The sequence below is a fragment of the Streptomyces sp. ICC4 genome (assembly GCF_003287915.1).
Lineage (GTDB): Bacteria > Actinomycetota > Actinomycetes > Streptomycetales > Streptomycetaceae > Streptomyces > Streptomyces tritrimontium.
In genome coordinates this window covers 1,638,647-1,662,205 of record NZ_CP030286.1, presented here as the reverse complement: position 1 = coordinate 1,662,205, position 23,559 = coordinate 1,638,647, and the positions used below count along the sequence as shown (strand labels likewise).

At 71.6% G+C, this 23,559-nt stretch carries 20 protein-coding genes, 1 tRNA gene and 1 riboswitch; of the genes, 6 read left to right on the top strand and 15 right to left on the bottom strand.

The features are described from left to right. Positions 1-72 precede the first annotated feature (72 nt). Positions 73-894 (top strand): hypothetical protein, encoded by an 822-nt coding sequence (locus DRB89_RS07520; RefSeq protein WP_204357935.1) that lies wholly within the window; start codon positions 73-75, stop codon positions 892-894. Here DRB89_RS07520 and DRB89_RS07515 read toward each other — a convergent pair. Continuing rightward, positions 878-1,255, bottom strand: a complete 378-nt coding sequence (locus tag DRB89_RS07515) for a hypothetical protein (protein ID WP_112452765.1) — start codon at positions 1,253-1,255, stop codon at positions 878-880. The two genes, DRB89_RS07520 and DRB89_RS07515, sit on opposite strands and share 17 nt — an antisense overlap. Positions 1,256-1,356: 101 nt before the next feature. Between DRB89_RS07515 and DRB89_RS07510 the strand changes: the two genes are divergently transcribed. After that, entirely contained in the window at positions 1,357-1,587 is a 231-nt protein-coding gene (locus tag DRB89_RS07510; RefSeq protein WP_112452766.1) for a DUF4287 domain-containing protein, read from the top strand. A gap of 134 nt (positions 1,588-1,721) precedes the next feature. Here the strand turns inward: DRB89_RS07510 and DRB89_RS07505 are convergent, their stop codons facing one another. After that, complete coding sequence (locus DRB89_RS07505; protein WP_112450937.1) at positions 1,722-2,576, bottom strand: Bax inhibitor-1/YccA family protein; 855 nt, start codon at positions 2,574-2,576, stop codon at positions 1,722-1,724. A gap of 181 nt (positions 2,577-2,757) precedes the next feature. Then, positions 2,758-2,839 (bottom strand) — tRNA-Leu (locus tag DRB89_RS07500). Between the two features lie 462 nt (positions 2,840-3,301). Between DRB89_RS07500 and DRB89_RS07495 the strand changes: the two genes are divergently transcribed. Both DRB89_RS07495 and DRB89_RS07490 read left to right on the top strand, forming a co-directional pair. After that, a complete protein-coding gene (locus DRB89_RS07495) occupies positions 3,302-4,066 on the top strand; it encodes an ABC transporter ATP-binding protein (protein WP_112463847.1) in 765 nt (254 codons plus the stop codon). A gap of 62 nt (positions 4,067-4,128) precedes the next feature. Continuing rightward, positions 4,129-6,690 (top strand): ABC transporter permease, encoded by a 2,562-nt coding sequence (locus DRB89_RS07490; protein WP_112450935.1) that lies wholly within the window; start codon positions 4,129-4,131, stop codon positions 6,688-6,690. Between the two features lie 66 nt (positions 6,691-6,756). On the opposite strand, the gene DRB89_RS07485 is transcribed toward DRB89_RS07490, so the two are convergent. The 9 genes from DRB89_RS07485 to DRB89_RS07445 all read right to left on the bottom strand — a co-directional run bounded on the left by DRB89_RS07485 (position 6,757) and on the right by DRB89_RS07445 (position 17,364). After that, positions 6,757-8,079, bottom strand: coding sequence for a cyclopropane-fatty-acyl-phospholipid synthase family protein (locus DRB89_RS07485; RefSeq protein ID WP_112450934.1), 1,323 nt, complete (start codon positions 8,077-8,079; stop codon positions 6,757-6,759). Positions 8,080-8,256: 177 nt separating this feature from the next. Further along, on the bottom strand, positions 8,257-9,642 hold the full coding sequence (locus DRB89_RS07480; RefSeq protein ID WP_112450933.1) for an NAD(P)/FAD-dependent oxidoreductase: 1,386 nt from the start codon (positions 9,640-9,642) through the stop codon (positions 8,257-8,259). Positions 9,643-10,054: 412 nt separating this feature from the next. Then, positions 10,055-10,996 carry a Ppx/GppA phosphatase family protein gene (locus DRB89_RS07475; protein ID WP_112450932.1) on the bottom strand — a complete coding sequence of 314 codons (942 nt, stop codon included), beginning with the start codon at positions 10,994-10,996 and terminating at the stop codon, positions 10,055-10,057. After that, entirely contained in the window at positions 10,993-11,541 is a 549-nt protein-coding gene (locus DRB89_RS07470) for a DUF501 domain-containing protein (RefSeq protein ID WP_112450931.1), read from the bottom strand. Before DRB89_RS07470 ends, DRB89_RS07475 begins: the two co-directional genes overlap by 4 nt. Positions 11,542-11,608: 67 nt before the next feature. Next, positions 11,609-12,097 carry a septum formation initiator family protein gene (locus DRB89_RS07465; RefSeq protein WP_112450930.1) on the bottom strand — a complete coding sequence of 163 codons (489 nt, stop codon included), beginning with the start codon at positions 12,095-12,097 and terminating at the stop codon, positions 11,609-11,611. Positions 12,098-12,217: 120 nt separating this feature from the next. Beyond that, entirely contained in the window at positions 12,218-13,510 is a 1,293-nt protein-coding gene (eno, locus tag DRB89_RS07460) for a phosphopyruvate hydratase (protein WP_112450929.1), read from the bottom strand. Between the two features lie 296 nt (positions 13,511-13,806). Then, positions 13,807-14,499 (bottom strand): transglycosylase family protein, encoded by a 693-nt coding sequence (locus DRB89_RS07455; protein ID WP_112450928.1) that lies wholly within the window; start codon positions 14,497-14,499, stop codon positions 13,807-13,809. A 2-nt stretch (positions 14,500-14,501) separates the two neighbouring features. After that, a riboswitch (cyclic di-AMP (ydaO/yuaA leader) is annotated at positions 14,502-14,673 on the bottom strand. A gap of 275 nt (positions 14,674-14,948) precedes the next feature. Further along, complete coding sequence (locus tag DRB89_RS07450; RefSeq protein ID WP_343234601.1) at positions 14,949-15,986, bottom strand: transglycosylase family protein; 1,038 nt, start codon at positions 15,984-15,986, stop codon at positions 14,949-14,951. A 142-nt stretch (positions 15,987-16,128) separates the two neighbouring features. Then, positions 16,129-17,364 carry a cytochrome P450 gene (locus DRB89_RS07445; RefSeq protein ID WP_112463846.1) on the bottom strand — a complete coding sequence of 412 codons (1,236 nt, stop codon included), beginning with the start codon at positions 17,362-17,364 and terminating at the stop codon, positions 16,129-16,131. Positions 17,365-17,593: 229 nt separating this feature from the next. Between DRB89_RS07445 and DRB89_RS07440 the strand changes: the two genes are divergently transcribed. Further along, positions 17,594-18,781, top strand: a complete 1,188-nt coding sequence (locus DRB89_RS07440; RefSeq protein ID WP_239516050.1) for a globin domain-containing protein — start codon at positions 17,594-17,596, stop codon at positions 18,779-18,781. A 36-nt stretch (positions 18,782-18,817) separates the two neighbouring features. On the opposite strand, the gene DRB89_RS07435 is transcribed toward DRB89_RS07440, so the two are convergent. Beyond that, positions 18,818-19,807: a nucleoside triphosphate pyrophosphohydrolase gene (locus DRB89_RS07435; RefSeq protein ID WP_112449655.1), complete on the bottom strand. Its 990-nt coding sequence runs from the start codon at positions 19,805-19,807 to the stop codon at positions 18,818-18,820. 29 nt (positions 19,808-19,836) lie between these two features. Next, positions 19,837-20,457 carry a SurA N-terminal domain-containing protein gene (locus tag DRB89_RS07430; protein ID WP_112449656.1) on the bottom strand — a complete coding sequence of 207 codons (621 nt, stop codon included), beginning with the start codon at positions 20,455-20,457 and terminating at the stop codon, positions 19,837-19,839. A gap of 192 nt (positions 20,458-20,649) precedes the next feature. On the opposite strand from DRB89_RS07430, the gene DRB89_RS07425 reads away from it, so the two are divergent. After that, positions 20,650-23,037, top strand: a complete 2,388-nt coding sequence (locus tag DRB89_RS07425; protein ID WP_112453576.1) for a YfhO family protein — start codon at positions 20,650-20,652, stop codon at positions 23,035-23,037. Here DRB89_RS07425 and DRB89_RS07420 read toward each other — a convergent pair. Further along, positions 23,030-23,446: a hypothetical protein gene (locus tag DRB89_RS07420; protein WP_112449657.1), complete on the bottom strand. Its 417-nt coding sequence runs from the start codon at positions 23,444-23,446 to the stop codon at positions 23,030-23,032. The two genes, DRB89_RS07425 and DRB89_RS07420, sit on opposite strands and share 8 nt — an antisense overlap. Positions 23,447-23,559: the final 113 nt, after the last annotated feature.

Genomic DNA, 23,559 nt, shown 5'->3' with positions numbered 1-23,559 from the left:
ATTCCCAGGTCGGGACAAGCTGATGTAGGAAGTCGGGGGATCGAATCAACCAGGAGCTAGTCAGTGAGCGCCATGTCTCTTGCCCTACTGCTGACCACGGCCGCTGCCACGGCCGTGGGCGCTGCTGCGCTGCACGCCGTCCACGGCCTGCGCAAGCAGGTCAGCGCGCTGCGCGGTGAGCTGGCGGTGTCGGCGCACCCTCGCGGTGCGACCGTTCCGCACGCCCGCAGCGCCGTGGAGTCCCCCGCGGCCGAGATACGAGCCGCCGTCGCCGAGGCCCTGGCCGAGGAGCGCGAGCGCGAGCTCGCCGAGGCGCGCGCCTTCTGGGCCGCGCAGGAGGCGCGTGACGCCGCCGACGCCCCCTCGCTGCTGGGCGGCCTGGGAGGCCTCGGCGAGGACAGCCCGGTCTTCCTGCCCCGGCAGGTGGACATGGTCGGCCTGGAGCCGCTCCTGGGCGAGGAGGTCGACGGGTCCGGCGAGTACCCCGCCTACCCCGAGGACTCGGCCGAGCTGGCCGCCGCCCGCCGGCGCCACCCCTCGCACCCCGACTTCGTGCCCGTCCAGGCCTCGCACCCCGGCGCCGACCACGAGCGCACGGTCAGCCGCCTGGAGGAGCTCGCCGAGGCCCGCACGGCCCTCGCGGACGTCCGCCCCGGCCCGCTGGGCACCCTCGACGTGTACGTCTTCACGGACGGCACCACGCTCTGCATGACCCCGGGCCACCGGGAGACCGCCGAGCGGCTGGCCGAGGCCCTGCGCTCGGGCAGTGCGCCTGTCCTGCTGGGCGGCTCGGGCATCTCCGGCGCCTACGCCCTGACCTTCTCCTGCGGTGACTCCGAGGACCCGGACAGCAACGTCTACATCCTCGCGGACCGCGTCATCGCATCGCTCTGACTTCCGCCTGCTCCACCAGTCGAACGGCCTCGTCCAGCGCCTCGGACGGGGCCTTCGTGCCGTTCGGGCCCGCCCCGGGCCCGACCCCGCGCAGCGCCTCGGCGAGGTCCGTCCCGGCCACGGCCACCTGGTCCCCGACGACGAAGATCCCGGCATCGGGCATCTCCCGCGCCGGAGCCGCCCCTGTGGCGCCCCCGCGGCCCCCGGCGGCCTCCTCCAGCCGCTGCGCCCGTACGGAGAGCTCCCGGGCCAGGTCCAGCGCCACCTCGGCGGCACCCCGCTGGAGCCGGCTCTGCGGCGCGGCCCGCAGCCGGTCGGCGAAACGTTCCACGGCGGCGGTCAGGGGTGAGGTATCGAGCACCCGGCCGACCTTACGCGCCGCCCGCGCACCATTGCCAACGGGCGAACTCTCCGGCACGGTTGCGTGAAGAGAGCAGCACGGCGATACCTCCGGAGGCGCCCATGTCCGTAGAGTTCTCCGAGCAGACACACCGCAACATGATCGACAGAATCCCCCAGACCACCGGTCGTGAACTCTCCGACTGGCTCCGCACCGTGGACGACGGCCCCTCCCTCGTCCGATTCGAGGAGAAGGTCAGCTGGCTGCGCGGGGCGCACGAGCTCTCGTACGGCCAGGCCAAGGCGATCATCCACGAGTACGACCTGCGCAGGGCCGCCCGCAAGTTCGGCTGAGCAGCCCCTGCCCCCGTCCCGTCCCCTCGTCACCACCTGTCCGCGCACCCCCGATCCCCCGCCGGCCCCGACATGCGGGAAGGCCCCGCGAGCACGTGCTCGCGGGGCCTTCCTCAGCTCAGTGGGGTGCGCTGCTAGTCACCCTTGAGGATGGAGATCAGGCGCAGCATCTCCATGTAGATCCACACCAGGGTCATGGTGAGGCCGAAGGCCGCCAGCCAGGACTCCTCGCGCGGGGCGCCGTAGGTCACGCCGTCCTCGACCTGCTTGAAGTCCAGGGCGAGGAAGCAGGCACCCAGGAGGATGCCGACGATGCCGAAGACGATGCCGAGGCCGCCGCTGCGGAAGCCGAGGCCGTCACCGCCGCCGAAGACCGAGAACAGCAGGTTGACGACCATCAGGAGCATGAAGCCCATGGCGGCGGCCATCACGAAGCCGTAGAAACGGCGGTTGACGTTGATCCAGCGCATCTTGTACGCGATCAGCACGCCGGCGAAGACGCACATCGTGCCCATGACGGCTTGGATGACCGTGCCCGGACTGATGTAGGTGCTGACGGCCGAGCTGATGACGCCGAGGAAGACGCCCTCGAAGGCCGCGTAGGCCAGGATCAGCGCCGGTACCGGCTTGCTCTTGAACGACTGGATCATCGCGAAGACGAACGCGATGAGCGCGGCGCCGATGGCGATGCCGTACGACTTGTTGATGTTGGCCGGGTCGACGGGCAGCGCGATCCAGGAGATGACCGCCGTCAGGACGACCGTGCCGAGCGTCATGGCCGTACGGCTCACGACGTCGTCGATGGTCATCGCATTTTCGCGGACCGGCGCCTGCGGCATACCCGTGGCCGGGTCGGTCGCGTAGGGGTTGGTCGCGTACGGGTTGGTCGTGGTCCCGGCCTGGGGCTGCTGCTGCGTGCCGAAGCCCGCATAAGCGCCGTTGTCGCGGCTGAACCCCCGTCGCGAGAAGACCGGGTTGCTGCTCCTCATCTCACTCCTCCGTGGCCACCGTGCGCGGCCTTGGAGTCAAGAGTAATGCGAACGCAAAGGAATCGCCCTACTGCTGGAGGAGGATCTTTGTCCAGGTGTACGGGGCGGGCCTGCGGGACGGCGGGGGTGCCAGGGGCGACCCCCGCCGCTCGCGCGTTCCGGTCTGCACGGAACGCCGTCGTGCCCGAAGCCGGACTTGAACCGGCACGACCCGAAGGTCAGCGAGGTTTAAGCTCGCCGTGTCTGCATTCCACCATCCGGGCAGGGCGTATCGGCCCCCTGGGAAAAGCCTTGAACGCTGTGCCGAGCCTATCCGGAACGCGTGTGTCCCGACCTGGGCGTCTCGCCGATGTTGTCTGATTTTATTGGTGATTGATGGGCCGTCAGCGCGCAGAACGCACGGTCGGCCCCCTCCGGGCATCGATCATGGGCGCCGTGGGATTGACGGGATTTCGATGGCCCGCGCCACCCCTTTCGCCACCCCCCTGCGGTTCCGGCCGCCACGGGACCGGAATCCGCCCTCCCCCCACTCCCGACGGACGGCCGTCATCCCAGAGGAGGAGGCCGCGGCCCCCCTGGTCAGACTCCAGTGGGCCCGAGAACGGGCACCACGGCTGATCCGGAGCGGGGGCGGGCGCCGCGAGGATGGGGGTGTCCCGCCGAACGCGGACCGTGAGCCCGGTCCGCACGCCCCGTTCCTGTCAGGAGTCGCCCCCGTGACCACCATGAACTACGCCCCGCACACCACTCAGGCCGTCGCCGCCCGCGCCACCGGCCTCTCCAAGGTGTACGGCCAGGGCGAGACCCAGGTGGTCGCCCTGGACAAGGTCACCGTGGACTTCGCCGCGGGCCAGTTCACCGCGATCATGGGGCCGTCGGGCTCCGGCAAGTCCACGCTGATGCACTGCGTCGCGGGACTGGACACCTTCTCCGACGGCTCCGTCCGGATAGGCGAGACCGAGCTCTCCACCCTGAAGGACAAGCAGCTCACGCAGCTGCGCCGAGACAAGATCGGCTTCATCTTCCAGGCCTTCAACCTGCTGCCGACGCTCACGGCCCTGGAGAACATCACCCTCCCGATGGACATCGCCGGCCGCAAGCCCGACAAGCAGTGGCTGGACTCGGTGATCGACATGGTCGGCCTCTCCGACCGCCTCGGCCACCGCCCGACCCAGCTCTCCGGCGGCCAGCAGCAGCGCGTGGCCGTCGCCCGCGCCCTGGCCTCCCGCCCCGAGATCATCTTCGGCGACGAGCCCACCGGAAACCTCGACTCGCGCTCCGGCGCCGAGGTCCTGGGCTTCCTGCGCAACTCCGTGCGCGAGCTCGGCCAGACCGTCGTCATGGTCACCCACGACCCGGTCGCCGCCTCCTACGCGGACCGCGTCATCTTCCTCGCCGACGGCCGCATCGTCGACGAGATGCTCGAGCCCACCGCCGACGGCGTTCTCGACCGCATGAAGGCCTTCGACGCCAAGGGCCGCACCAGCTGAGGGACGCCCGCCCCTCGCAGACGCCCGTCCCCGCCGGCCCCTTACACCTGGACTCCTCCACCATGTTCCGTACCGCCCTGCGCAACGTGCTCGCGCACAAGGCCAGACTGCTGATGACGGTGCTCGCCGTCGTCCTCGGCGTCGCCTTCGTCTCCGGCACCCTCGTCTTCACCGACACCGTCGGCAAGGCGATGTCGAACCAGTCCGCCAAGAGCTACGACGGCGTGGCCGTATCGGTCACCTCCTACGGGCCCTCCCGCAACACCGAGGGCACCCAGGAGGGCGAGCCGGGCATCAGCCAGCAGACCCTCGACAAGGTCAAGGCGCTCGGCGGCGTGGACAGCGCCTCCGGCCGCGTGCACGGCTTCGCCGCCGTGGGCGACCAGGACGGCAAGCTGCTCGGCTCCGGCTGGTCCAACTCCGGCGCCAACTTCTACCCGTTGAAGGACGGCAAGGACCCCCGCTACACCTTCATCCAGGGCAGCGGTCCGGCCGGCGGCGGGCAGATCGCCCTGGACAACGAGACCGCCCAGCGCGGCAAGTACCAGGTCGGCGACAAGGTCCGGGTGGCGGACAACGGCCCGGCCAAGGAGTACACCCTGGCCGGCGTGTTCACCACGGAGGACGGCGCGGTCAACGCGGGCGGCTCGCTCGTCCTGTTCGACACCGCCACGGCCCAGCAGCTCTACCTGCAGCCCGGCTTCTACGAGGAGCTCTCGGTCGGCGCCAAGGCCGGCGCCGACGCGGACCGGCTCCTCGCCGAGATCAAGCCGATCGTCGGCAAGGACGCCAAGGCCCAGACCGGCGCGCAGCTCGCCGCCGAGCAGGCGAAGAACATCAGCAACGGCATGAAGAACGTCAACCAGATGCTGCTGACGTTCGCGCTGATCTCGCTCTTCGTGGGCATCTTCCTGATCTACAACACCTTCACCATGCTGGTCGCCCAGCGCACCAAGGAACTGGCCCTGCTGCGCGCCGTCGGCGCCAACCGCGGCCAGGTCAAGCGCTCGGTGCTGGCCGAGGCCCTGGTCGTCGGCGTGATCTCCTCCGCCATGGGCCTGATCGCCGGCATCGGCCTCGCGGTCGGCATGCGCTCCACGATGAACGCCTTCGACGTCAAGATCCCGGCCGGCCCGCTGGTCGTCGCCCCCGGCACCATCGCCGCCGCGATCGTCATCGGCGTCTTCGTCACGATGCTCGCCGCCTGGCTGCCCGCCCGCCGCACCGCCAAGATCGCCCCGGTCGCCGCCATGGGCAGCGCCCACCTGCCGGCCACCGCGAAGTCCCTGGTGCTGCGCAACAGCATCGGCGGCGCGATCACCCTGCTCGGTCTGCTCGCCGTCCTGGGCGGCGCGCTGACCGGCAAGGACGGCAAGATGATCATCGGCGCCGGCGCCTTCCTCACGATGATCGGCATCATCATCCTGCTGCCGGCCCTCTCCCGCCCGGTCATCGCGGCCGTCCGCCCGCTCCTGGAGAAGGTCTTCGGCGTCGCCGGCAAGCTGGCCGCGCAGAACGCGGTCCGCAGCCCGCGCCGCACCGCGGTCACCGCCGCCTCGCTGGCCATCGGCCTGACCCTGGTCACCGCGCTGTCCGTGCTCGGCATCACCATGGGCAAGGCCATCGACCGGATGACGACGGACAACCTCAAGGCCGACTACACGGTCTCCATGGGCGACTCCTTCGGCAGCCTCGACCCCTCCGTGCTCCCGGCCCTGGCCAAGGCGCCGGGCGTCAAGGCGGTCTCCCCGCAGCAGGAGGGCTACCTCCAGCTCGGTGACGGCACGCAGTTCGGCTCCGTCTCCGGAGTCGACCCGGCCACCATCGGCCAGCTCCTCAACTTCGACGTGGTCAGCGGGCAGATCAGCAACATCGCCAAGGGCGAGGTCGCGGTGGCCGAGAAGGCCGCGAAGAAGAACGGCCTGTCGGTCGGCTCCACCCTGAAGGTCACCTTCGAGGACAGGAAGGAGGCCGACCTGAAGGTCGGCGCGATCTACAAGGACATGGAGGGCATGCTCTCCTCCTACGTGGTGGACCACGGCGTCCTCGGCAAGCACCTCGCGCAAGGCGAGCAGCCGAACCTGCCCAAGGTGCTCGTCAAGATGGACGGCGGCCCCTCCGACAAGGGCGAGAAGGCCCTCGTCGACGCCCTCGGCAAGAACCCGGCGATCACCTTCGCCACCCAGCAGGACATCCGCAACGAGATGGGCGGCATGATCAACACCGCCCTGAACATCATGTACGGACTGCTCGGCATGGCCTTGATCATCTCGGTCCTCGGCGTCGTCAACACCCTGGCGATGTCGGTGTACGAGCGGACGCAGGAGATCGGCATGCTGCGGGCGATCGGCCTGGACCGCGGCAAGGTCAAGAACATGATCCGGCTGGAAGCCATCGTGATCTCGCTCTTCGGCGCGGTCATCGGTGTCGCCCTCGGCACGTTCATCGCCTGGGCCGTCGGCGAGACCATCAAGGGCTCGATCCCGAACTACGCCCTGGTCATCCCCTTCGACCGGATCGCGATCTTCATGCTGCTCGCCGGCATCGTCGGCGCCCTGGCTGCCATGTGGCCCGCCCGCAGCGCCGCCCGGCTGAACATGCTGACCGCCATCAAGACGGAGTAGCCGGCCGCCGCCGCACGAAGGCCGAGGGCCCCGCGACCGTGTCGCGGGGCCCTCGGCCTTCCGCCGTCAGAGGGCCGGCGCCGGCCACTCGCGGGCGCGCAGCGGCAGCCCGGAGGCCGACCGCTTCCCGGTGCGCACGGCGAGCACCTGGTTGACCCCGAGCCGGTTGTGCTCGAAGGCGAGCGCCGAGGCCGCCATGTACAGCAGCCAGACGCGGGCCCGGCCGGGCGAGGTCAGCCGGACCGCCTCCTCCCAGCGCCCCTCCAGCCGTGCCACCCAGGCCCGCAGGGTGAGGGCGTAGTGCTCGCGCAGCGCCTCCACGTCGCGGACCTCGAAGCCGGCCCGCTCCAGTTCGCCGACGGTGGTGCCGATCGGGGACAGCTCCCCGTCGGGGAAGACGTAGGCGTCTATGAACTCGTCGATGCGGTAGGCCTCCTCGTCCGGCTGGGGGCGGCGCGCGATCTGGTGGTTGAGCAGCCGGCCGCCCGGCCCCAGCAGTCCGTACAGGGTGCGGGCGTAGGTGCGGTAGCGCTCGGCGCCGACGTGCTCGGCCATCCCGATGGAGGAGACGGCGTCGTACGGTCCGTCCCCGACGTCCCGGTAGTCCTGCACCCGGATGTCGACCAGATCGGCGAGGCCCTCCTCGGCGACCCGCTTGCGGGCGTAGGCGGCCTGCTCGCGCGAGAGCGTGATGCCGGTGACCCTGGCCCCGTACTCCCGGGCCGCGTGCAGGGCCATGGAGCCCCAGCCGCAGCCGACCTCCAGGAGCCGGTCGCCGGGGCTCAGGGCGAGCTTGCGGCAGACCAGGTCGAGCTTGTCCCGCTGGGCGTCCTCCAGGCTCCCGCCGGGGGTCCAGTAGGCGCAGGAGTACACCATCGAGGGGCCGAGCACGTGCTCGTAGAACGCGTTGCCCACGTCGTAGTGGTGGCTGATGGCCTGCCGGTCGCTGCCCTTGGTGTGCCGGGGGCCGCCGCCGCGCCGGACGGCCTCCTCCGGCGGCGGGGCGGGCGCCGGCCACGGCCGGGCCAGGCCCACGAGGGAGCGTACGGCGGCCCGCGTGCCGGGATCGCGCAGCAGGGCGGCGCGCCCGGCGGGCCCGGGGGCGTCCGCCGGCGCGGGGTCCCGTTCCCAGAGCAGCCCGCCGACCCGGTCCAGCAGCTCGAAGAGGTCGCCCTCGACGGTCAGGTCCCCGGACACCCAGGCGCGGGCCAGCCCCAGCTCGCCCGGCTTCCACAGGATCCGGCGCAGGGCGCGCCGGTGGTGCAGGACCAGGGTGGGGCCGTCGGCCGGGCCGGCCTCGCTGCCGTCCCAGGCCCGTATGCGGACGGGCAGGGGGGCGCCCATCAGGGTTTCGGTTAAGGCGGCCAGCCGCGGCGCGGCGTCGTTCATCGAGGCACCTCCAGAAAGTTCCGACCGATCGGCCTACCCATTTCCGGCGCCGGTCAAGCGTCCGGCCTGCTCCTACGGAGTACGGGTACGCCGAAGGGGCCGCCCGCACCACGGATGGCGGGCGGCCCCTTCGGGGTCACTCTGGGTCGTGCTCCTCGTACGGCCGGCCGGAGCCGGTCAGGAGGCCTTGGCCTTCTCGGCCGGGACGCTCGCGGCGACCGGGGCCGGAGCCGGCTTGGCGGCCTCGTAGAACTCCTCGCGGGGAGTCTCCAGGGCGCCGAGGGAGACGACCTCGCGCTTGAGGAACATCGCGAGGGTCCAGTCGGCGAAGACGCGGATCTTGCGGTTCCAGGTCGGCATGGCCAGACCGTGGTAGCCGCGGTGCATGTACCAGGCGAGCCGGCCCTTGACCTTGATCTTCATCTTGCCCATGACGATCATCGCGACGCCCTTGTGGAGGCCGAGACCCGCCACCGCACCCTTGTTGGCGTGCGAGTACGGCGCCTGCGGGAAGCCCCGCATGCCCGAGATGACGTTGTCGCCGAGGACCTTGGCCTGGCGCAGCGCGTGCTGGGCGTTCGGCGGGCACCAGGCGTTCTCGACGCCGGCCTTGCGGGCCGCGAGGTCGGGAACCTGGGCGTTGTCGCCGGCGGTCCAGATGTAGTCGGTGCCCGTGACCTGGAGGGTCGGCTGGGCGTCCACGTGGCCGCGGGGGCCGAGCGGGAGGCCGTAGCGGGCCAGCACCGGGTTGGGCTTGACGCCGGCGGTCCACACGATGGTGTTGGAGTCGACCTCGAGGCCGTTCTTCAGCACCACGTGGCCGTCCACGCAGGAGTCCATGGAGGTGCTCAGGTAGATCTCGATGCCGCGGGACTCGAGGTGCTCCTTGCCCCAGGTGCCGAGCTTGGGCCCGACCTCGGGGAGGATCTTGTCGGCCGCGTCGACCAGGATGAAGCGCATGTCCTCGCGCTTGATGCTGGAGTAGTACTTCGAGGCGTCGCGGGCCATGTCCTCGACCTCGCCGATGGTCTCCGCACCGGCGAAGCCGCCGCCGACGAAGACGAAGGTGAGGGCCTTGCGGCGGACGTCCTCGTCCGTCGTGGACTCGGCCTTGTCGAGCTGCTCGAGTACGTGGTTGCGCAGGCCGATGCCCTCTTCGACGCCCTTCATGCCGATGCCCTGTTCGGCGAGGCCGGGGATCGGGAAGGTGCGGGAGATGGCGCCGAGCGCGATCACCAGGTAGTCGAAGGGCAGCTCGTACGCCTCGCCGACCAGCGGCGTGACGACGGCGACCTTGCGGTCCTGGTCGATGCTGGTGACCCGGCCGGTGAGAACCTCAGCCTTGGGCAGCACGCGTCGCAGAGGTACGACGACGTGCCGAGGCGAGATGCTGCCTGCGGCCACTTCGGGGAGGAAGGGCTGGTAGGTCATGTACGAGCGCGGGTCGACGACCGTGACGGTCGCCTCGCCGTAGCGCATCTTCTTCATGATGCGCTTGGCTGCGTACAGGCCTACGTACCCACCTCCTACAACGAGGATCCTGGGACGCTCCGTGGTGCTCATGGAACGAGTATCCAGCACCCCATGGAGTGACGCTCGTGAGCCCCTTCACAAGGGACTCGAGACCCTCTGCTACACTCCGCCGCCCACGTGACCGAGGTCATGGCGCGGGACGGGAACCACGGTGTAACGGGAGGCGTTGAGCACCAGTCCTGAACTGGGCTCCGACCCTCTAAGCGGAGTAGACCACCCGGTTCGTGGATACCTACCGCCGGAGCCTCCCGGCGTCCGTCATTCGCACGAACGCTCGCAAAAAGAAGGCCCGGAGGGCCCTCGAGTCACCCAAAAGGCCCCTCAAGAGCCCTCACGGGCATCTTTTCCTTGTGAAGAACTTCACGAAGTTCGTGTGGACGACGGGACCTAAGGCCTCCGTAAGAGCCCCGGAAGACCTCCCGGAGCCCCCTCGGGACCTCGGTCAGGCGATCGACCAGGCGATTCCGTCGAGGATGTCGTGCTCGGAGACCACGACCTCCGAAGCCCCGACCCGCTCCATGACGGCCAGCAGGACCAGCGCGCCCGCGCCGATCACGTCGACCCGCCCCGGGTGCATCACCGGGATCGCCGCGCGCTCCGCGTGCGTCAGCGCCAGCATCCGCTCGCTGATCTCGCGGACCTTCCCGTAGGGGATCCGTGAGTGGTGGATCGCCGCCGAGTCGTACCGCGTCAGGCCCAGCGCGATCGCGGCGACCGTGGTCACCGAGCCGGCCAGCCCGACCAGGGTGCGCGCCTCGCCCAGCGGAACGCTCGCGGCCGCCAGGTCCAGCGCCGCCTCGATGTCCGCCCGTACGGCGGCCACCTGCGCCGCGGTCGGCGGGTCGGTGACGACCCCGTCGACCACCAGGTGGCGCTCGGTCATCCGCACGCAGCCCACGTCCACGGAGCGGGCCGCCCGGACGTGGTCGTCGCCGACCACGAACTCCGTGGAGCCGCCGCCGATGTCCACCACCAGGAACGGCTTCTCCAGGTGGTCGGTGCCCGTCAGCTCCTTGGTGGCGCCGGTGAAGGAGAACTCCGCCTCCTGGTCGCCGGAGATCACCTCGGGCTCGACGCCCAGGATGTCCAGCACGCCCCGGACGAACTCGTCCCGGTTCTCGGCGTCCCGGGAGGCCGAGGTCGCCACGAAGCGCACGCGCTCGGCGCCGAGCTCCTTGATCACCGCCGCGTACTCGCGGCAGGCCGCGAAGGTGCGCTCCAGGGCCTCCGGGGCCAGCCGGCCCGTCCGGTCCACGTCCTGACCGAGGCGCACGACCGTCATCCGGCGGTCCAGCTCGACGAACTCCCCGGTGGCGCCGTCGCAGTCCGCGACGAGCAGGCGGATGGAGTTCGTACCGCAGTCGATGCCCGCGACCCGGGTCACGCGCCGGTGTCCTTCTGCTCCGCCTTGTCCCCGCACGGGGTGACGCAGGCGCCCTTGGCCCACCACTCGGGCAGCATCGCCAGGGCCTCGTCGCCGAACGGGTTCACGCCCGGGCCCGCGGCCAGCGAGTGGCCGACCAGCACGTGCAGGCACTTGACCCGGTCCGGCATGCCGCCGGCGCTCGGGAAGCCCTGGAGCACCTCGATGGCGTCGCGGCGGGTGATGTAGTCCTCGTGCGCGGCCCGGTAGGCGTCGGCCAGCTCCGGGTCCACGGCGAGCCGGGCCTGCATCTCCTTCATCACGCCGTTGGCCTCCAGCGTGCCGATCGCACCGGCGGCCCGCGGGCAGGTCAGGTAGTACAGCGTCGGGAAGGGCGTGCCGTCGGGGAGCCGCGGGGCGGTCTCGACCACGTCCGGCTGCCCGCAGGGGCAGCGGTGCGCGATGGCGCGCAGCCCGCGCGGCGGGCGGCCGAGCTGCTGCTGGAACGCCTCGATGTCGGCGGCGGTCGGCTCGGTCCGGTCGGTCTGGGGCGGGGGCGTCTGCATGCCTGGAGGAAGTCTTTTCGTTCTCGTGGATGGGTGCGTACCGACGTCGGGTACGTCGGGTACGTCGTCAGTCGCCCGGGCGGTCGGCCTTGTCGACGCCGTCCCAGACGTTGGAGTACCAGGGCCGGTCGGTGGCGGCCTGTCCGCTGCGGCGGTGCTCGGCGGCTTCGCCCCCGGGGTCGCTCATGATGTAGCTGATCTCCCCCGGCCGGACGAAGTGCAGGTGCTTGCGCGCCTGCTGCTCCGCGTAGGCGTTGTCCTGCCAGCGCGCCTTCTCGTCCCGCAGCCGTTCCAGCCGCTCCCGCGCGGCGGTGGCGGCCTTCTGCTGCTCCGCGATCTCCGAGCGCTGGGACACGTACTGGCGCATCGGATAGGCGAGGGCGACGACCAGGGTACAGAGGACGAGGACGAGCAGGGCGGCCCGGCCGGTGAGCCGGCTGCGGCGGACCTGCCGCCTGGACTGGGAGCGGTAGACGTGCGCCGCGGTCCGCTCGCCCAGCTGCTTGAGCCTCGTCGCGGTCGAGAACGTGGCGAACCGGTCCCGGTTCCCGGCCATTGATCCGCCTCCCCTGTCACACGCGCTACGCAATACGTCCCCGCACACGGTACGGGACCGAGTGCGGGGACGTAGGGAGGCGTGCGCCCTAAAGGACGGTTCAGCCCTTACTGTGCTTGATCAGTTCGCAGGGCGAAACCGCGGGAAGGCGCTGCGGCCCGCGTACACCGCGGCGTCGTCGAGGATCTCCTCGATGCGCAGCAGCTGGTTGTACTTGGCGACGCGGTCCGAGCGGGCCGGGGCGCCGGTCTTGATCTGGCCGCAGTTCACGGCGACCGCGAGGTCGGCGATGGTGACGTCCTCGGTCTCACCGGAGCGGTGCGACATCATGCACTTGAAGCCGTTGCGCTGGGCCATCTCGACGGCGTCGAGGGTCTCGGTCAGCGAACCGATCTGGTTCACCTTGACGAGCAGGGCGTTGGCCGAGCCCTCTTCGATGCCGCGGGCGAGACGCTCCGGGTTGGTGACGAAGAGGTCGTCGCCGACGATCTGGACCTTGGCGCCCAGCTTGTCGGTGAGGGTCTTCCAGCCCGACCAGTCGTCTTCGTACAGCGGGTCCTCGATGGACACGAGCGGGTACGCGGAGACGAGCTCCTCGTAGTACTCGGTCATCTCGGCGGCCGAGCGGGACTGGCCCTCGAACTCGTACTTGCCGTCCTTGTAGAACTCGGACGCGGCGACGTCGAGCGCGAGCGCGATGTCCTTGCCCGGGACGTAGCCGGCCTGCTTGATGGCCTCGACGATGAGGTCGAGCGCGGCGCGGTTCGACTCGAGGTTCGGCGCGAAGCCGCCCTCGTCGCCCAGACCGGTGGAGAGGCCCTTGGTGTGCAGGACCTTCTTGAGGGTGTGGTAGACCTCGGCACCCCAGCGAAGGGCCTCGGAGAAGGACTCCGCGCCGATCGGGGCGATCATGAACTCCTGGATGTCGACGTTGGAGTCGGCGTGCGACCCACCGTTGAGGATGTTCATCATCGGAACGGGCAGCAGGTGCGCGTTCGGACCGCCGAGGTAGCGGAACAGCGGGAGGTCGGAGGCCTCGGCCGCGGCGTGCGCCACGGCGAGGGAGACGCCGAGGATGGCGTTGGCGCCGAGGGAGCCCTTGTTCTCGGTGGCGTCCAGGTCGATCATCGCCTGGTCGATCAGGCGCTGCTCGGTGGCGTCGTAGCCGACGAGCTCCGGGCCGAGCTGCTCGATGACGGCGAGGACGGCCTTCTCGACACCCTTGCCCATGTAGCGGTTGGGGTCACCGTCACGGAGCTCTACGGCTTCGAACGCTCCGGTGGAGGCGCCGGACGGGACTGCAGCACGGCCGGTGCTGCCATCGTCGAGGCCCACCTCGACCTCGACCGTGGGATTGCCTCGGGAGTCCAGGATTTCCCGGGCTACGACGACGTCGATGGACGGCACGAGCATCTCCTTCTGGGATGTGACGCTGAGTGTGCGGTGGCGTGTCAGGCCGTGGGATGGCCTTGCCGCTTAGAGCCTAACCGCCTCGGGGCAGTCGGCCAGCCGACCGCCCGGGTCCTGGGACGAAAAAGGGCCTGAATGCCCCTCTTACAGGACATAGGACCCTTGATCATCGGGGATTTCCGGGCCCGCCACCGGCCCGGACCCGGCACACAGCACCGCCCGGCGCGAAGGGGGTTGCGCGCCGGGCGGTGGAATACTGCGCGTTGCGAACGCGGGACCTACGGCTGTTGCCGCAGGGTTCAGCTGACCTTCAGCTTCTGGCCCGGGAAGATCAGGTCCGCGTCCGAGACGATGTCCTTGTTGAGCTCGAAGAGCTTCTCCCAGCCGCCCGGGACACCGTTCGCCGCGGCGATGTTGCCCAGCGTGTCGCCGGACTTGACCTCGTAGGAGCCGTTGCCCGTCTTGGGGGCCTCGGTCTTCGGTGCGGCGGCCGGGCGCTCGGAGCGGGTGGTCGGAGCCTCGGTGGAGCGCTTGGTCTCCTTCTTCGGCTCGGCCTTCTTCTCCTGCTTCTTCGGCTCGGCCTTCGGCTTGGGGGTCTCGGCGGCCCCGCCCGTGTAGGACGAGTTCGACAGGCCCACGCCGCAGGACGGCCAGGCGCCCTTGCCCTGGCCCTTGAGGACCTTCTCCGCGATGGCTATCTGCTGCGACTTGGAGGCCTGGTTGGCCTGCGCGGCGTACGACTTGCCGCCGTACGCGGCCCACGTGGAGGACGAGAACTGCAGGCCGCCGTAGTAGCCGTTGCCCGTGTTGATGGACCAGTTGCCACCGGACTCGCACGAGGCGACGCGGTCCCACTCGGAAGCGGTCGCGGCGGACGCGGTGCCGGCGGTCATCAGCGGGGCCGCCACGGCGACACCGGCGACACCGGCGAGCGTGATGATGCGGGCGGCTTTGGAGCCGCGACGGTGCTTGCCCTTGCCGGAAATCAGCATGGAGTTCTCCTCACCGACGCCTACGAGGTGAGCTGTCGGGTTCGGGCGAGTGAGTGCCCGGACGAGCGGCCTAGCGCCCGTCTTAACCCCTAGCCGGTTCCGTGGCCGTCTCTCAACGGCCGGTTCCGGCGCCTACCTTGGTTCCCCCGCTCCTGCCTTCGGCGCTTACGCGACGAGTGTTCCCTCCGTCCGCCGGCAGGATTCGGCGATGCGGTCGAAGGAGCCCGCGGTGGCGGGCGACTCAGAAGGTAGACAGGTCTCTCCCCGATGTTCAACGAGAGACATCGGGGAGAAACAGGGCCTGCTTGCACTCTTCCCACCGGTGTTTGCGCAGGTGAGGGCAGGGTTTGCGGAACGCTGCGGACCGGACACGCCAGTTGACCTGAAGAGACACATGTCTCACTTACAGAAAACGGACAATCAACTGTTTCCGGACGACCTAACTGCCCTTATTCGTCGGTTAGATCCAGGTTCTGGCCGGGCTTGATCAGGTCCGCGTCCCCGCCGATGACCTGCTCGTTGGCCTCGTAGAGCGCGTTCCAGCCGCCCTTCACCCCGTTGGCGTCCGCGATCGCGGCCAGGCTGTCGCCCGCTTTCACCGTGTACGTGGGGTCCGACGCGGCGTCAGACGTGACGGGCGCCTCGACGGCGGCCGGGCCGCGGTGCTTTCCGCCGCTCTGCGCCGCGCCCGCCGCCGGTGCGCCCGGCGCGGCCGGGTCCGCGGGAGCCGACGGGTCGGCAGGTCCCACGGGAGCCACGGGGGCGGTCGGGGACGCCGGGTCGGACGGGGCCACCGGAGCCGTCGGGTCCGCGGGCACGGAGGGGTCCGCGGGCTGCTCCGGGTCCGTGGACGGCGGCGTGGGAGCCGTCGGGCTCGTGGGGGCCGTCGGGTCGCCCGGCAGCCCGGGGGGCGTCTCGGGGAGGACCGGGTCGGGCATGACGGGCAGTCCGCTGGGCGCCCCGAGCGGGTAGTCGGGCAGCAGGAAGGACGGCGAGGCGGCCGGGGAGGGGCTCCCGGGCGTCGGGGCCCCGAAGTCCGTGGACGGCGTACCCGTGCCGAGGTAGGGGATGGAGTCGTCCGGGCGGGACGGGGCCGGGGAGGGGGACGCGGTGCCCTTGGGCAGGCCCGGGTCCACAGCGGCGGCGGGCGCCTCCTGGGTCAGTCCGGCCGGCACCCCGCACAGCGGCCACGCCTGGGGGCCCTGGGAGGCCAGCACCCGCTCGGCGACGGCGATCTGCTGGGAGCGGCTGGCGAGGTCGGCGCGCTCGGCGAAGTCGAGCCCGCCGGCGTTTTGCCACTGCTCCTGCGTGAACTGCAGCCCGCCGTAGGCGCCGCTGCCGAAGTTGGCGCTCCACGTGCCGCCGCTCTCGCATTCGGCGACCTTGTCCCACGTGGAGGTCTCGGCGGCGCTGGCGCCGGTGGCCGCGAGCAGCGGCAGGGCCAGCGCGGAGCCGGCGACGCCGGCGGTGACGACAAGTGCGGGCACTTGTCGGGGGCGTCTGTGGCGGCCGTTCCCGGAACGCATGAGGCTGCACCTTTCGCATAACGGCGGGGTAACGGCAGAACCTAGCGGCCTTCGAACGCCTGTCACAAGTTCGGGCTCGAACTGGCTCCGGGTCACCCCGGTTTCAGGTGTTTTGGGGGGTGAACCGCACCGGAAGCGTCCGCAGGCCCCGCATGATGAGCCCGCCGCGCCAGCGCAGCTCCCCGGTGGGCACGGCCAGTTCCAGGTCGGGCAGGCGCGTCAGCAGGGTCGCGAGCGCGGTCTGCCCTTCGAGCCGGGCGAGCGGGGCACCCAGGCAGTAGTGGATGCCGTGCCCGTACCCGAGGTGCTGGTTGTCGGTGCGCGAGAGGTCGAGGGTGTCCGGGTCGGCGAACCGCTCGGGATCGCGGTCGGCGGCCGCGAGGACCACCAGCACGGGGTCGCCGGCCGCGATGTCCTGGCCGCCGAGGACGAAGGGCTCCGTGGCGAACCGCCAGGTGGCCAGCTCCACGGGGCCGTCGTAGCGCAGCAGCTCCTCCACGCCGGTGGCCAGCAGGCCGCTCTCGCCGGCCGCGAGGGAGCGCTGGAGGCGTTCGCGCTGCTCCGGGTTCATGAAGAGGGAGTGGACCCCGTTGCCGATGAGGTTCACGGTGGTCTCGAACCCGGCGAAGAGCAGGATGAAGGCCATCGCGGTGGCCTCGGCCTCCGTCAGGTGGTCGCCGTGGTCGCTGGCCCGGATCAGATCGGAGATCAGGTCGTCGCCCGGGGCGTCGCGCTTGCGGTGGATGAGCTCGCCGAGGTAGGTCCGCATCTGCTTGACCGCCCGGGCCACACCGCCGCGCGGACCGCCTCCGTGCCGGATCATCATCCCGGCCCAGTCGCGGAAGTCGTCCTGGTCCTCTCGCGGTACGCCGAGCATCTCGCAGATGGCGTAGATGGGGAGCGGGAAGGCGAACTCGTGGATGAGATCCGCCTCCCCCTTCTCCGCGCCGTGCTGCCTTTCAATGATTTGGTCGATGAGCTGGTCGGTCAGCTCCTGCACCCGCGGGGTGAACTCGGCGATCCTGCGCGGGGTGAACGCCTTGGACACCAGCCGCCGCAGCCGGGTGTGGTCCGGCGGGTCGATGTTGAGCAGGTGCGTCATCAGCTCCGCCTTGCGCTCCCCCGGGATCCCGGTCTTGCCCTTGGCGTGCGCCGGCTCCGCGTGGTGGGCCGGGTTCTTGCTGAGCCGCTGGTCGGCGAGGGCCTGGCGGGCGTCGGCGTACCGGGTGACCAGCCACGCGTCCACCCCGCTGGGGAGCTTGGTGCGGTGCACGGGTGCGTGCTCGCGCAGCCAGGCGTAGGCCGGGTACGGGTCGGTCGCGAACTCCCAGTCGAACAGGGTCGGACCGGGAGGCGCGCTGGGCTCCGCGGCGGGCTCGGCCGGGGGCGGGACGGGGACTTCGGGGGTCTGCTCGTGCACCCGGAGACCGTATCCCGCCCGCCGCCCGTCACCCCATATGGCCGGTTCGTCGCGGCTGTCCGTAGATCCGCCTTCGCTTGACCTCACGTTCTCCGGCATTCCTACTTTCGGTTTTGTGGATGTGAGGATCTTGAAAAGCAGTTTCGCGGTGGTGGAGAGACGGGCCGAGCACGCGGTCAAGTTCTTCTACTCCCACCTCTTCTGGCACAACCCCGGAGTCCGTGAGCTCTTCCCGGCCTCCTTCGAGGACATGGAGCGGCAGCGGGACCGGCTCTTCGCGGCGCTCACCCATGTGATCGCCCACCTGGAGGACGAGACGCTCGTCCCCTATCTCCGCGACCTCGGGCGCGACCACCGCAAGTTCCTGGCGGGCCCCGAGCACTACGCGGCGGTCGGCTCCAGCCTGCTCGCCGCGCTCGCCGAGACCTCCGGCGAGGCGTGGACCCCGGCGGTGGAGAAGGCCTGGGCCGAGGCCTACCAGGTGATCGCCGACGCGATGACGGCCGGCGCCGCCGACAGCGAGGACCCGCCCTGGTGGGACGCGGAGGTCGTGCGCCACCTGCTGTACGGCGAGGACATAGCCGTCCTGACCCTGCGCCCGCACGCGCCCTTCCCCCATCAGCCCGGCCAGTACGCGAGCGTGAGCAGCGACCGCGTCGCGACGACCTGGCGCACCTACTCGATCGGGAACGCGCCCCGCCCCGACGGGACGGTCGACCTGCACGTCAGCCGGATCGAGGACGGGCGCCTGAGCACCTCCCTGGTCCGCGAGGCGCAGCCCGGGGACGTGCTCAGGCTCGGCGCGGCCGGCGGGCAGATGACGTTCCGGCGCGAGGACCGCCCGGTCAGCTTCATAGCCGCCGGCACCGGCTGGGCGCCGGTCCGCGCCATGCTGGAGGACCTGGCGGAGCATCCTCCCGATCAGGACGTGCGGCTCTTCGTGGTCGCGCGGGACGCCGCGCACCTCTACGACCGCCCGCTCGTCGACGCGTACGCGGCCGCCTTCCGCTGGCTGAGCGTCACCTACATCACGCCCGCGCCCGGGCAGCACCGCAACCAGGCCACCGACCGGCTGGCGACCGCGCTCAGCAACCGCGGGCTCTGGCCCGACCAGGACGTCTACCTGAGCGGTCCGCCGCAGTTCATCGAGGAGATCTCGTACCTCCTGGAGGAGCTCGGCGCCCGGCCCGCCCGGATGTTCCACGACTCCGTCCCGGCCAGTGGCGGGGGCCACGGCCGGCCAGGACGGCCGACGGGGTTCGGGGAGTGGTTCCTGAACCGCCCCGACCCGCACTGGCACAACCCGTCGGGCCGCGCGCCCCGTCCGTACCGGTAGGGGAACCGCCGCCCGTACGGGAACCGCCGCCGACGGCTACCCGCCGACGCCCTCGGCCGCACGGATCGCCTCCCGGTAGACCCGGGCCGCCGCGCGCAGCGCGGTCTCGGGGTCGGTCCCCGCCGCATCGGCGCGTGCCGCCAGCTCCAGCAGTTCGTACCCGACGCCCGCACCGCGGGGCAGCGGCGCGGGCACCGCCCCCGCACGGGCGCGGCCCGCCAGCTTGGCCGCGAGGGCCAGGGCCGGCTGGGCGAGCGGGACCCCGTCGGTCACGGACTCCCGCTGCTTCTCCACCTGCTTGGTGCGCTGCCAGTGCGCGTTGACGTCCTGCGCGGTCTGCGCCGTCTCGTCGCCGAAGACGTGCGGGTGGCGGTGGATCAGCTTCTCGACGAGCGCTCCGGCCACGTCGTCGATGGAGAACGGCTCGTCCTCCTCGCCCGGGCCGCCCTCCTGCGCGATCCGCGCGTGGAAGACCACCTGGAGCAGGACGTCGCCGAGCTCCTCGCGCAGTTCGTCCCGGTCCCCGGCCTCGATGGCCTCGACGAGCTCGTACGCCTCCTCGATCGCGTACTTCGCCAGTCCCTCGTGCGTCTGCTCCGAGGTCCAGGGGCATTCGCGGCGGACCCGGTCCATCACCTGGACGAGGTCGAGCAGCCGCGCGCCCGGCAGGTCGTACGAGCCGGGCAGCAGTTCCAGGTCCGGCATGGCGATCCGGCCCGAGCCGGCGAAGCGGGCCAGGCCGTCGGTGAGCCGCCGGTCGCCCTCGCCGCTGAGCAGGACCACGACCGTGCGCCCACCGGCGCACTCCTCGATCAGCGCCTGCGCGTCCGGGGCCTCGTGGGCGACGGCGACGCCCGCCTCGCGCAGGTAGGGCAGCTGTACGTGCCCGGGGTCGGCGCACAGCACCCGGTCCGCGGCGTGCAGGGTCTGCCAGGCGGGCCAGGACAGCACGCCGGGGGCGACCCGGTGGCTGGTGGTCAGCAGGACGATGCGGCCGGTGGGCTCGGAGGGTACGTCGTCAGTCACCCTCCGAACCTACCTCCCCGCCGTCTTGTCTAGGCCCCGGCGGGGGGCTGCTCGGGCCGGGTGACCTGGGTGATCCAGGGGGTCGCGCCGTCTCCGAGGGTGACCCGCTGGGCGTCCCAGGCGCCGTAGCGCGGATTGACCTCGATGCCGAGCTTGCCGGCGGCCTTCGCGGCGGGCTCGGCGAGCTTGCCCTCGCCGTACTTGGCGTTGAGCTTGGTGAAGAGCACCTGGTCCCGGACCCACCGCTCGATCTGGTCGGGGGCCATGGCGGCCTTCTGCAGGACCGCGGCCTCGAAGGCCTCGGCCCCGCCGTTGTTCTGGTCGTAGGCCTGGCGCTCCGTCTCCAGCTCCTTGGTCGTGACGGTGATCCCGGCGTCCGAGGCCATCCGGTCCAGGATGCGGCTCTGGAGCATCGCGCTGAGCTTGACCCGGTCCAGCTGCGGGACGGCCGCGATCAGCTCGGCGGGGTGTTCGGAGCGGTTCTGGGCGGTGCGGACGTCGTTCACCTGGGCCTGGACCGCGGAGGTGGTGATCCGTTCGCCGCCGATGACGGCCGCGGTGCCGGGGCGGGCTTCGCCCGAGCACGCGGACAGCAGTGGGGCCGCCACGAGCAGGGCGGCGGAGACGGAGAGCGCTGTGCGACGGTGCAAAGGAGCCTCCAGGGCCGGGAGATTGTGCGTCGGTGCACAAGGGCCGTGCGATGATCGATGTTATGCAGTCAGGGTGACCAGAGCCACCGGTTCGACCAACGATTCCGGGGGTGTTGGGGTGCTGTGCTGTTCGTGTCGGCGCCACCCGGCGGCCACCCGGTGGACCGGCGGCACTGCCAGGGTCGGCCCACCATGTCGACACCGCACCGCTCCGCGCGCCGCCCCAGTCTGCTCGGCTCGGCATTCGCCGCCCTGATCACGGCGGTGGCCGTGTGCGCCGGGGACCGCGTCGCCCGCGTCTTCCCGTACGGGCCGCGCCACCGCAGCGTCAACGACCTCGGCAACCAGTTCGTGCCCTTCCACGCCCGTCTGTGGGACCTGCTGCACGGGCGCGCCGAGGGCGGACTGCTGCTGAACTGGCAGTCCGGCTACGGGACCAGCTTCCTGCCCGACTTCGGGACGTACCTGACCAGCCCGTTCGCGATGCTGGTGGCGCTCTTCCCGCGCCAGGACATCGACCTCGCGGTGTACGTGGTCACCGTGCTCAAGACCGCGGCCGCCGCGGCGGCGATGGCCTGGCTGCTGCGCACGCAGCGGCGCGGCCCGTGGTGGGCGGCGGGCCTGCTCGGGGCCTCGTACGCGCTGTGCGGCTGGTCGGTGATCGAGGCCTCCTACAACCCGATGTGGCTGGACGGGCTGATCGCCTTTCCGCTCCTGTGTCTGACGGGTGAGTGGGCGCTGCGCTCGCGCCGGCCGGCGGCGGCCGTGCTGGTGGCGGCCCTGTGCTGGACGGCGAACTTCTACACCGCCTACATGGCGACCCTCGGCGCGGTCCTGGTGCTGCTGGTGCGGGTGCTCCTCGCCCGGGAGGGGGCGGGGCCGCGGGTACGCGTCCTCGTGCGGGCGGCGGTGACGACCGCGCTGGGCATCGCCCTGTCGGCGCCGGTCCTCGTCCCCCTCTTCCTCAGCTCGAAGCAGGCCTACCCGGGGTGGTTCAAGCCGTTCCAGCCGGTACCGGCGCAGGACCTGCTCGCCCGGCTGATGCCCGCCACGTACTCCTTCTCCTCCCCCGCCCTGTTCGTGGGCACCGGCACCCTGCTGCTGGTGGCGGCCCTGCCGTTCCACCGGGCCGTCGCGGGGCGGACCCGGCTGTGCTGGGCGGGGCTGGCGGCGGCGGTGCTGCTGTCCTTCCAGTGGGAGCCGACGCACCTGGCCTGGCACCTGTTCGCGACGCCGAACGGAAGCCCGTACCGGCAGACCTTCGTGCTGGCCGGGATCGTGGTGATCGCCGCCTGGGCCGCCGTGGCCCAGGGCCTGCCGGGGCCCCGGGCGCTCGCGGGCGGGGCCGCGCTGCTGGCGGCCGCCGCGTCGGCGGCGCGCGGCAGCGCCCTGGCGACGGGGTGGGGCCTCGCGCTCTTCGGCGCCGGCCTGGCCCTGTCCGGTGCGGCCTGGTGGGCGCTGCGCCACCGGCGCCTGGCCCTCCCGGCGGCGGGCGTGCTGACGCTGGTCCTGCTCGCGCAGGCGGCGGCGACGACGGCTTACGGGGAGAAGGGCAAGCTGGCGGGCCTGGACGACTACCCCTCCTGGGGCGCGGCGCACTCCGCGCGCTCCGGGGCGCTGGCGGGCGCCGGGGGCTGGCCGGCGTACCGCACGGACGCGGGGCGGCCGGCGCTGACGGGCAACGACCCGATGCTGCTGGGCGGCGAGGGCGGCGCGTACTACAGCAGCCACACCCCGGACGTGTTCACCCGGACCATGGTGGCGCTGGGGGCGGGCTGGACCTCGCGCGGGCGCAATGTGCAGAGCCTCGACAATCCGGTGACGGACGCCGTGTTCGCCGTCGGGGCCCGGCTGCGGCCGGACGGCACGATCGCCCGGGCCGAGGTCCCGCCTCTGGTCACGGTCCGCCCGTCGGGACCTGAGCCCGGCTATGGTGCTTCGCCCTTCGCCAACCAGGAACTCCTGCTGGGCGCGCGGGTCTACGAGGAGCCGCTCTCCCCCGGCGTCTGCCGCGCGGGCACGGAGGCCTTCCTGTGGGCCCCGGAGTACAACGCGACGGCGCGGCTCGCGGACGGCCCGGCCTTCCGGCTGAACGCGAATCCGCCGCGCAACCGGGCCGCCCTGCAGCCCATGGGGCCCTCGCACGGGCCGGCCTCGCGGCTGGTCTTCGACCAGGGCGCCCCGGCGCGGTGGGAGCTGTCCTGCCTGGACCGGCCCCGCCTGACGGCCGCGGTCGCCGCCCTGCGGGCTTCGGCGGCCTCGTCCGTGCGGGTCGGCTCCTCGGGCATCCGCGCGACCTTCCCCGCGGGCACCACGGGCACGGCGGTCCTGGCCGCCCCCGCCATCGCCGGCTGGAGCTGCGGCGGCCGCCCGGCCTCCGCCCACCTGGGGCTGGTCGCGGCCCCCTTGGACGGCCGCGCCACCACCCTCGCCTGCGAGTTCCGTCCCCCGGGCCTCTCCGCGGGCCTGGCGGTCGCGGGCGCGGCCCTGCTGGGTCTGCTGGCGCTTCTCCTGCACGCGAAAAGGGACCGGGCCGGCCGCGGTGCGGCCGGCCCGGTCCCCACGCCGGGTCTTACTTGACCAGCGATTCCATGCAGAGGACGAACTTGTCCGAGCCCAGCTGCTGCGCGAGGGCGACGTCACCGGTGCCGGCGCAGGCCTCGACGTCGAAGGTGTCGTCGACGACCTTGACGACCTTGTAGTTGGCGTCCTTGTCGGTGCAGTCCTTGGTCGACACCTTGGGGTCGGTGTCGCTGCCGGTCACCTGGACGCAGTCGCCGGACTTGGCGTGCACGACCTCGTCCGAGAGGAAGGTGGAGAAGCCCACCTTGACCACGACGAGGACGACGATCAGCGCGAGCACCCGCAGGACCTGCTTGCCCTTGCCGCCCTTCTTCTCCGGCGCGACGGAGACGATGGGCTCGACGGGCTCGGCGTGCGGCGGGACCTGCTGAGGGTCGACAGGGTGCGACGGAGGCGGGGTTGCCATGGGGCTGTCCTCTGAGACGATTGAGTGATCGAACGCGCGTACGCTACACGGCGCGAAATACCCAAACCGGACCAACGCCTTCCGTTCTCCGATGAGATGCGGAGTCGTGATCC

What these genes read in the sequence shown, in the direction of transcription:
- DRB89_RS07520 (WP_204357935.1), top strand. Translation starts at nt 73, where the DNA reads ATGTCTCTTGCCCTACTGCTGACCACGGCCGCTGCCACGGCCGTGGGC.
- DRB89_RS07510 (WP_112452766.1), top strand. Translation starts at nt 1,357, where the DNA reads ATGTCCGTAGAGTTCTCCGAGCAGACACACCGCAACATGATCGACAGA.
- DRB89_RS07505 (WP_112450937.1), bottom strand. Translation starts at nt 2,576, where the DNA reads ATGAGGAGCAGCAACCCGGTCTTCTCGCGACGGGGGTTCAGCCGCGAC.
- DRB89_RS07495 (WP_112463847.1), top strand. Translation starts at nt 3,302, where the DNA reads ATGAACTACGCCCCGCACACCACTCAGGCCGTCGCCGCCCGCGCCACC.
- DRB89_RS07490 (WP_112450935.1), top strand. Translation starts at nt 4,129, where the DNA reads ATGTTCCGTACCGCCCTGCGCAACGTGCTCGCGCACAAGGCCAGACTG.
- DRB89_RS07485 (WP_112450934.1), bottom strand. Translation starts at nt 8,079, where the DNA reads ATGAACGACGCCGCGCCGCGGCTGGCCGCCTTAACCGAAACCCTGATG.
- DRB89_RS07480 (WP_112450933.1), bottom strand. Translation starts at nt 9,642, where the DNA reads ATGAGCACCACGGAGCGTCCCAGGATCCTCGTTGTAGGAGGTGGGTAC.
- DRB89_RS07470 (WP_112450931.1), bottom strand. Translation starts at nt 11,541, where the DNA reads ATGCAGACGCCCCCGCCCCAGACCGACCGGACCGAGCCGACCGCCGCC.
- DRB89_RS07465 (WP_112450930.1), bottom strand. Translation starts at nt 12,097, where the DNA reads ATGGCCGGGAACCGGGACCGGTTCGCCACGTTCTCGACCGCGACGAGG.
- eno (WP_112450929.1), bottom strand. Translation starts at nt 13,510, where the DNA reads ATGCTCGTGCCGTCCATCGACGTCGTCGTAGCCCGGGAAATCCTGGAC.
- DRB89_RS07455 (WP_112450928.1), bottom strand. Translation starts at nt 14,499, where the DNA reads ATGCTGATTTCCGGCAAGGGCAAGCACCGTCGCGGCTCCAAAGCCGCC.
- DRB89_RS07425 (WP_112453576.1), top strand. Translation starts at nt 20,650, where the DNA reads ATGTCGACACCGCACCGCTCCGCGCGCCGCCCCAGTCTGCTCGGCTCG.
- DRB89_RS07420 (WP_112449657.1), bottom strand. Translation starts at nt 23,446, where the DNA reads ATGGCAACCCCGCCTCCGTCGCACCCTGTCGACCCTCAGCAGGTCCCG.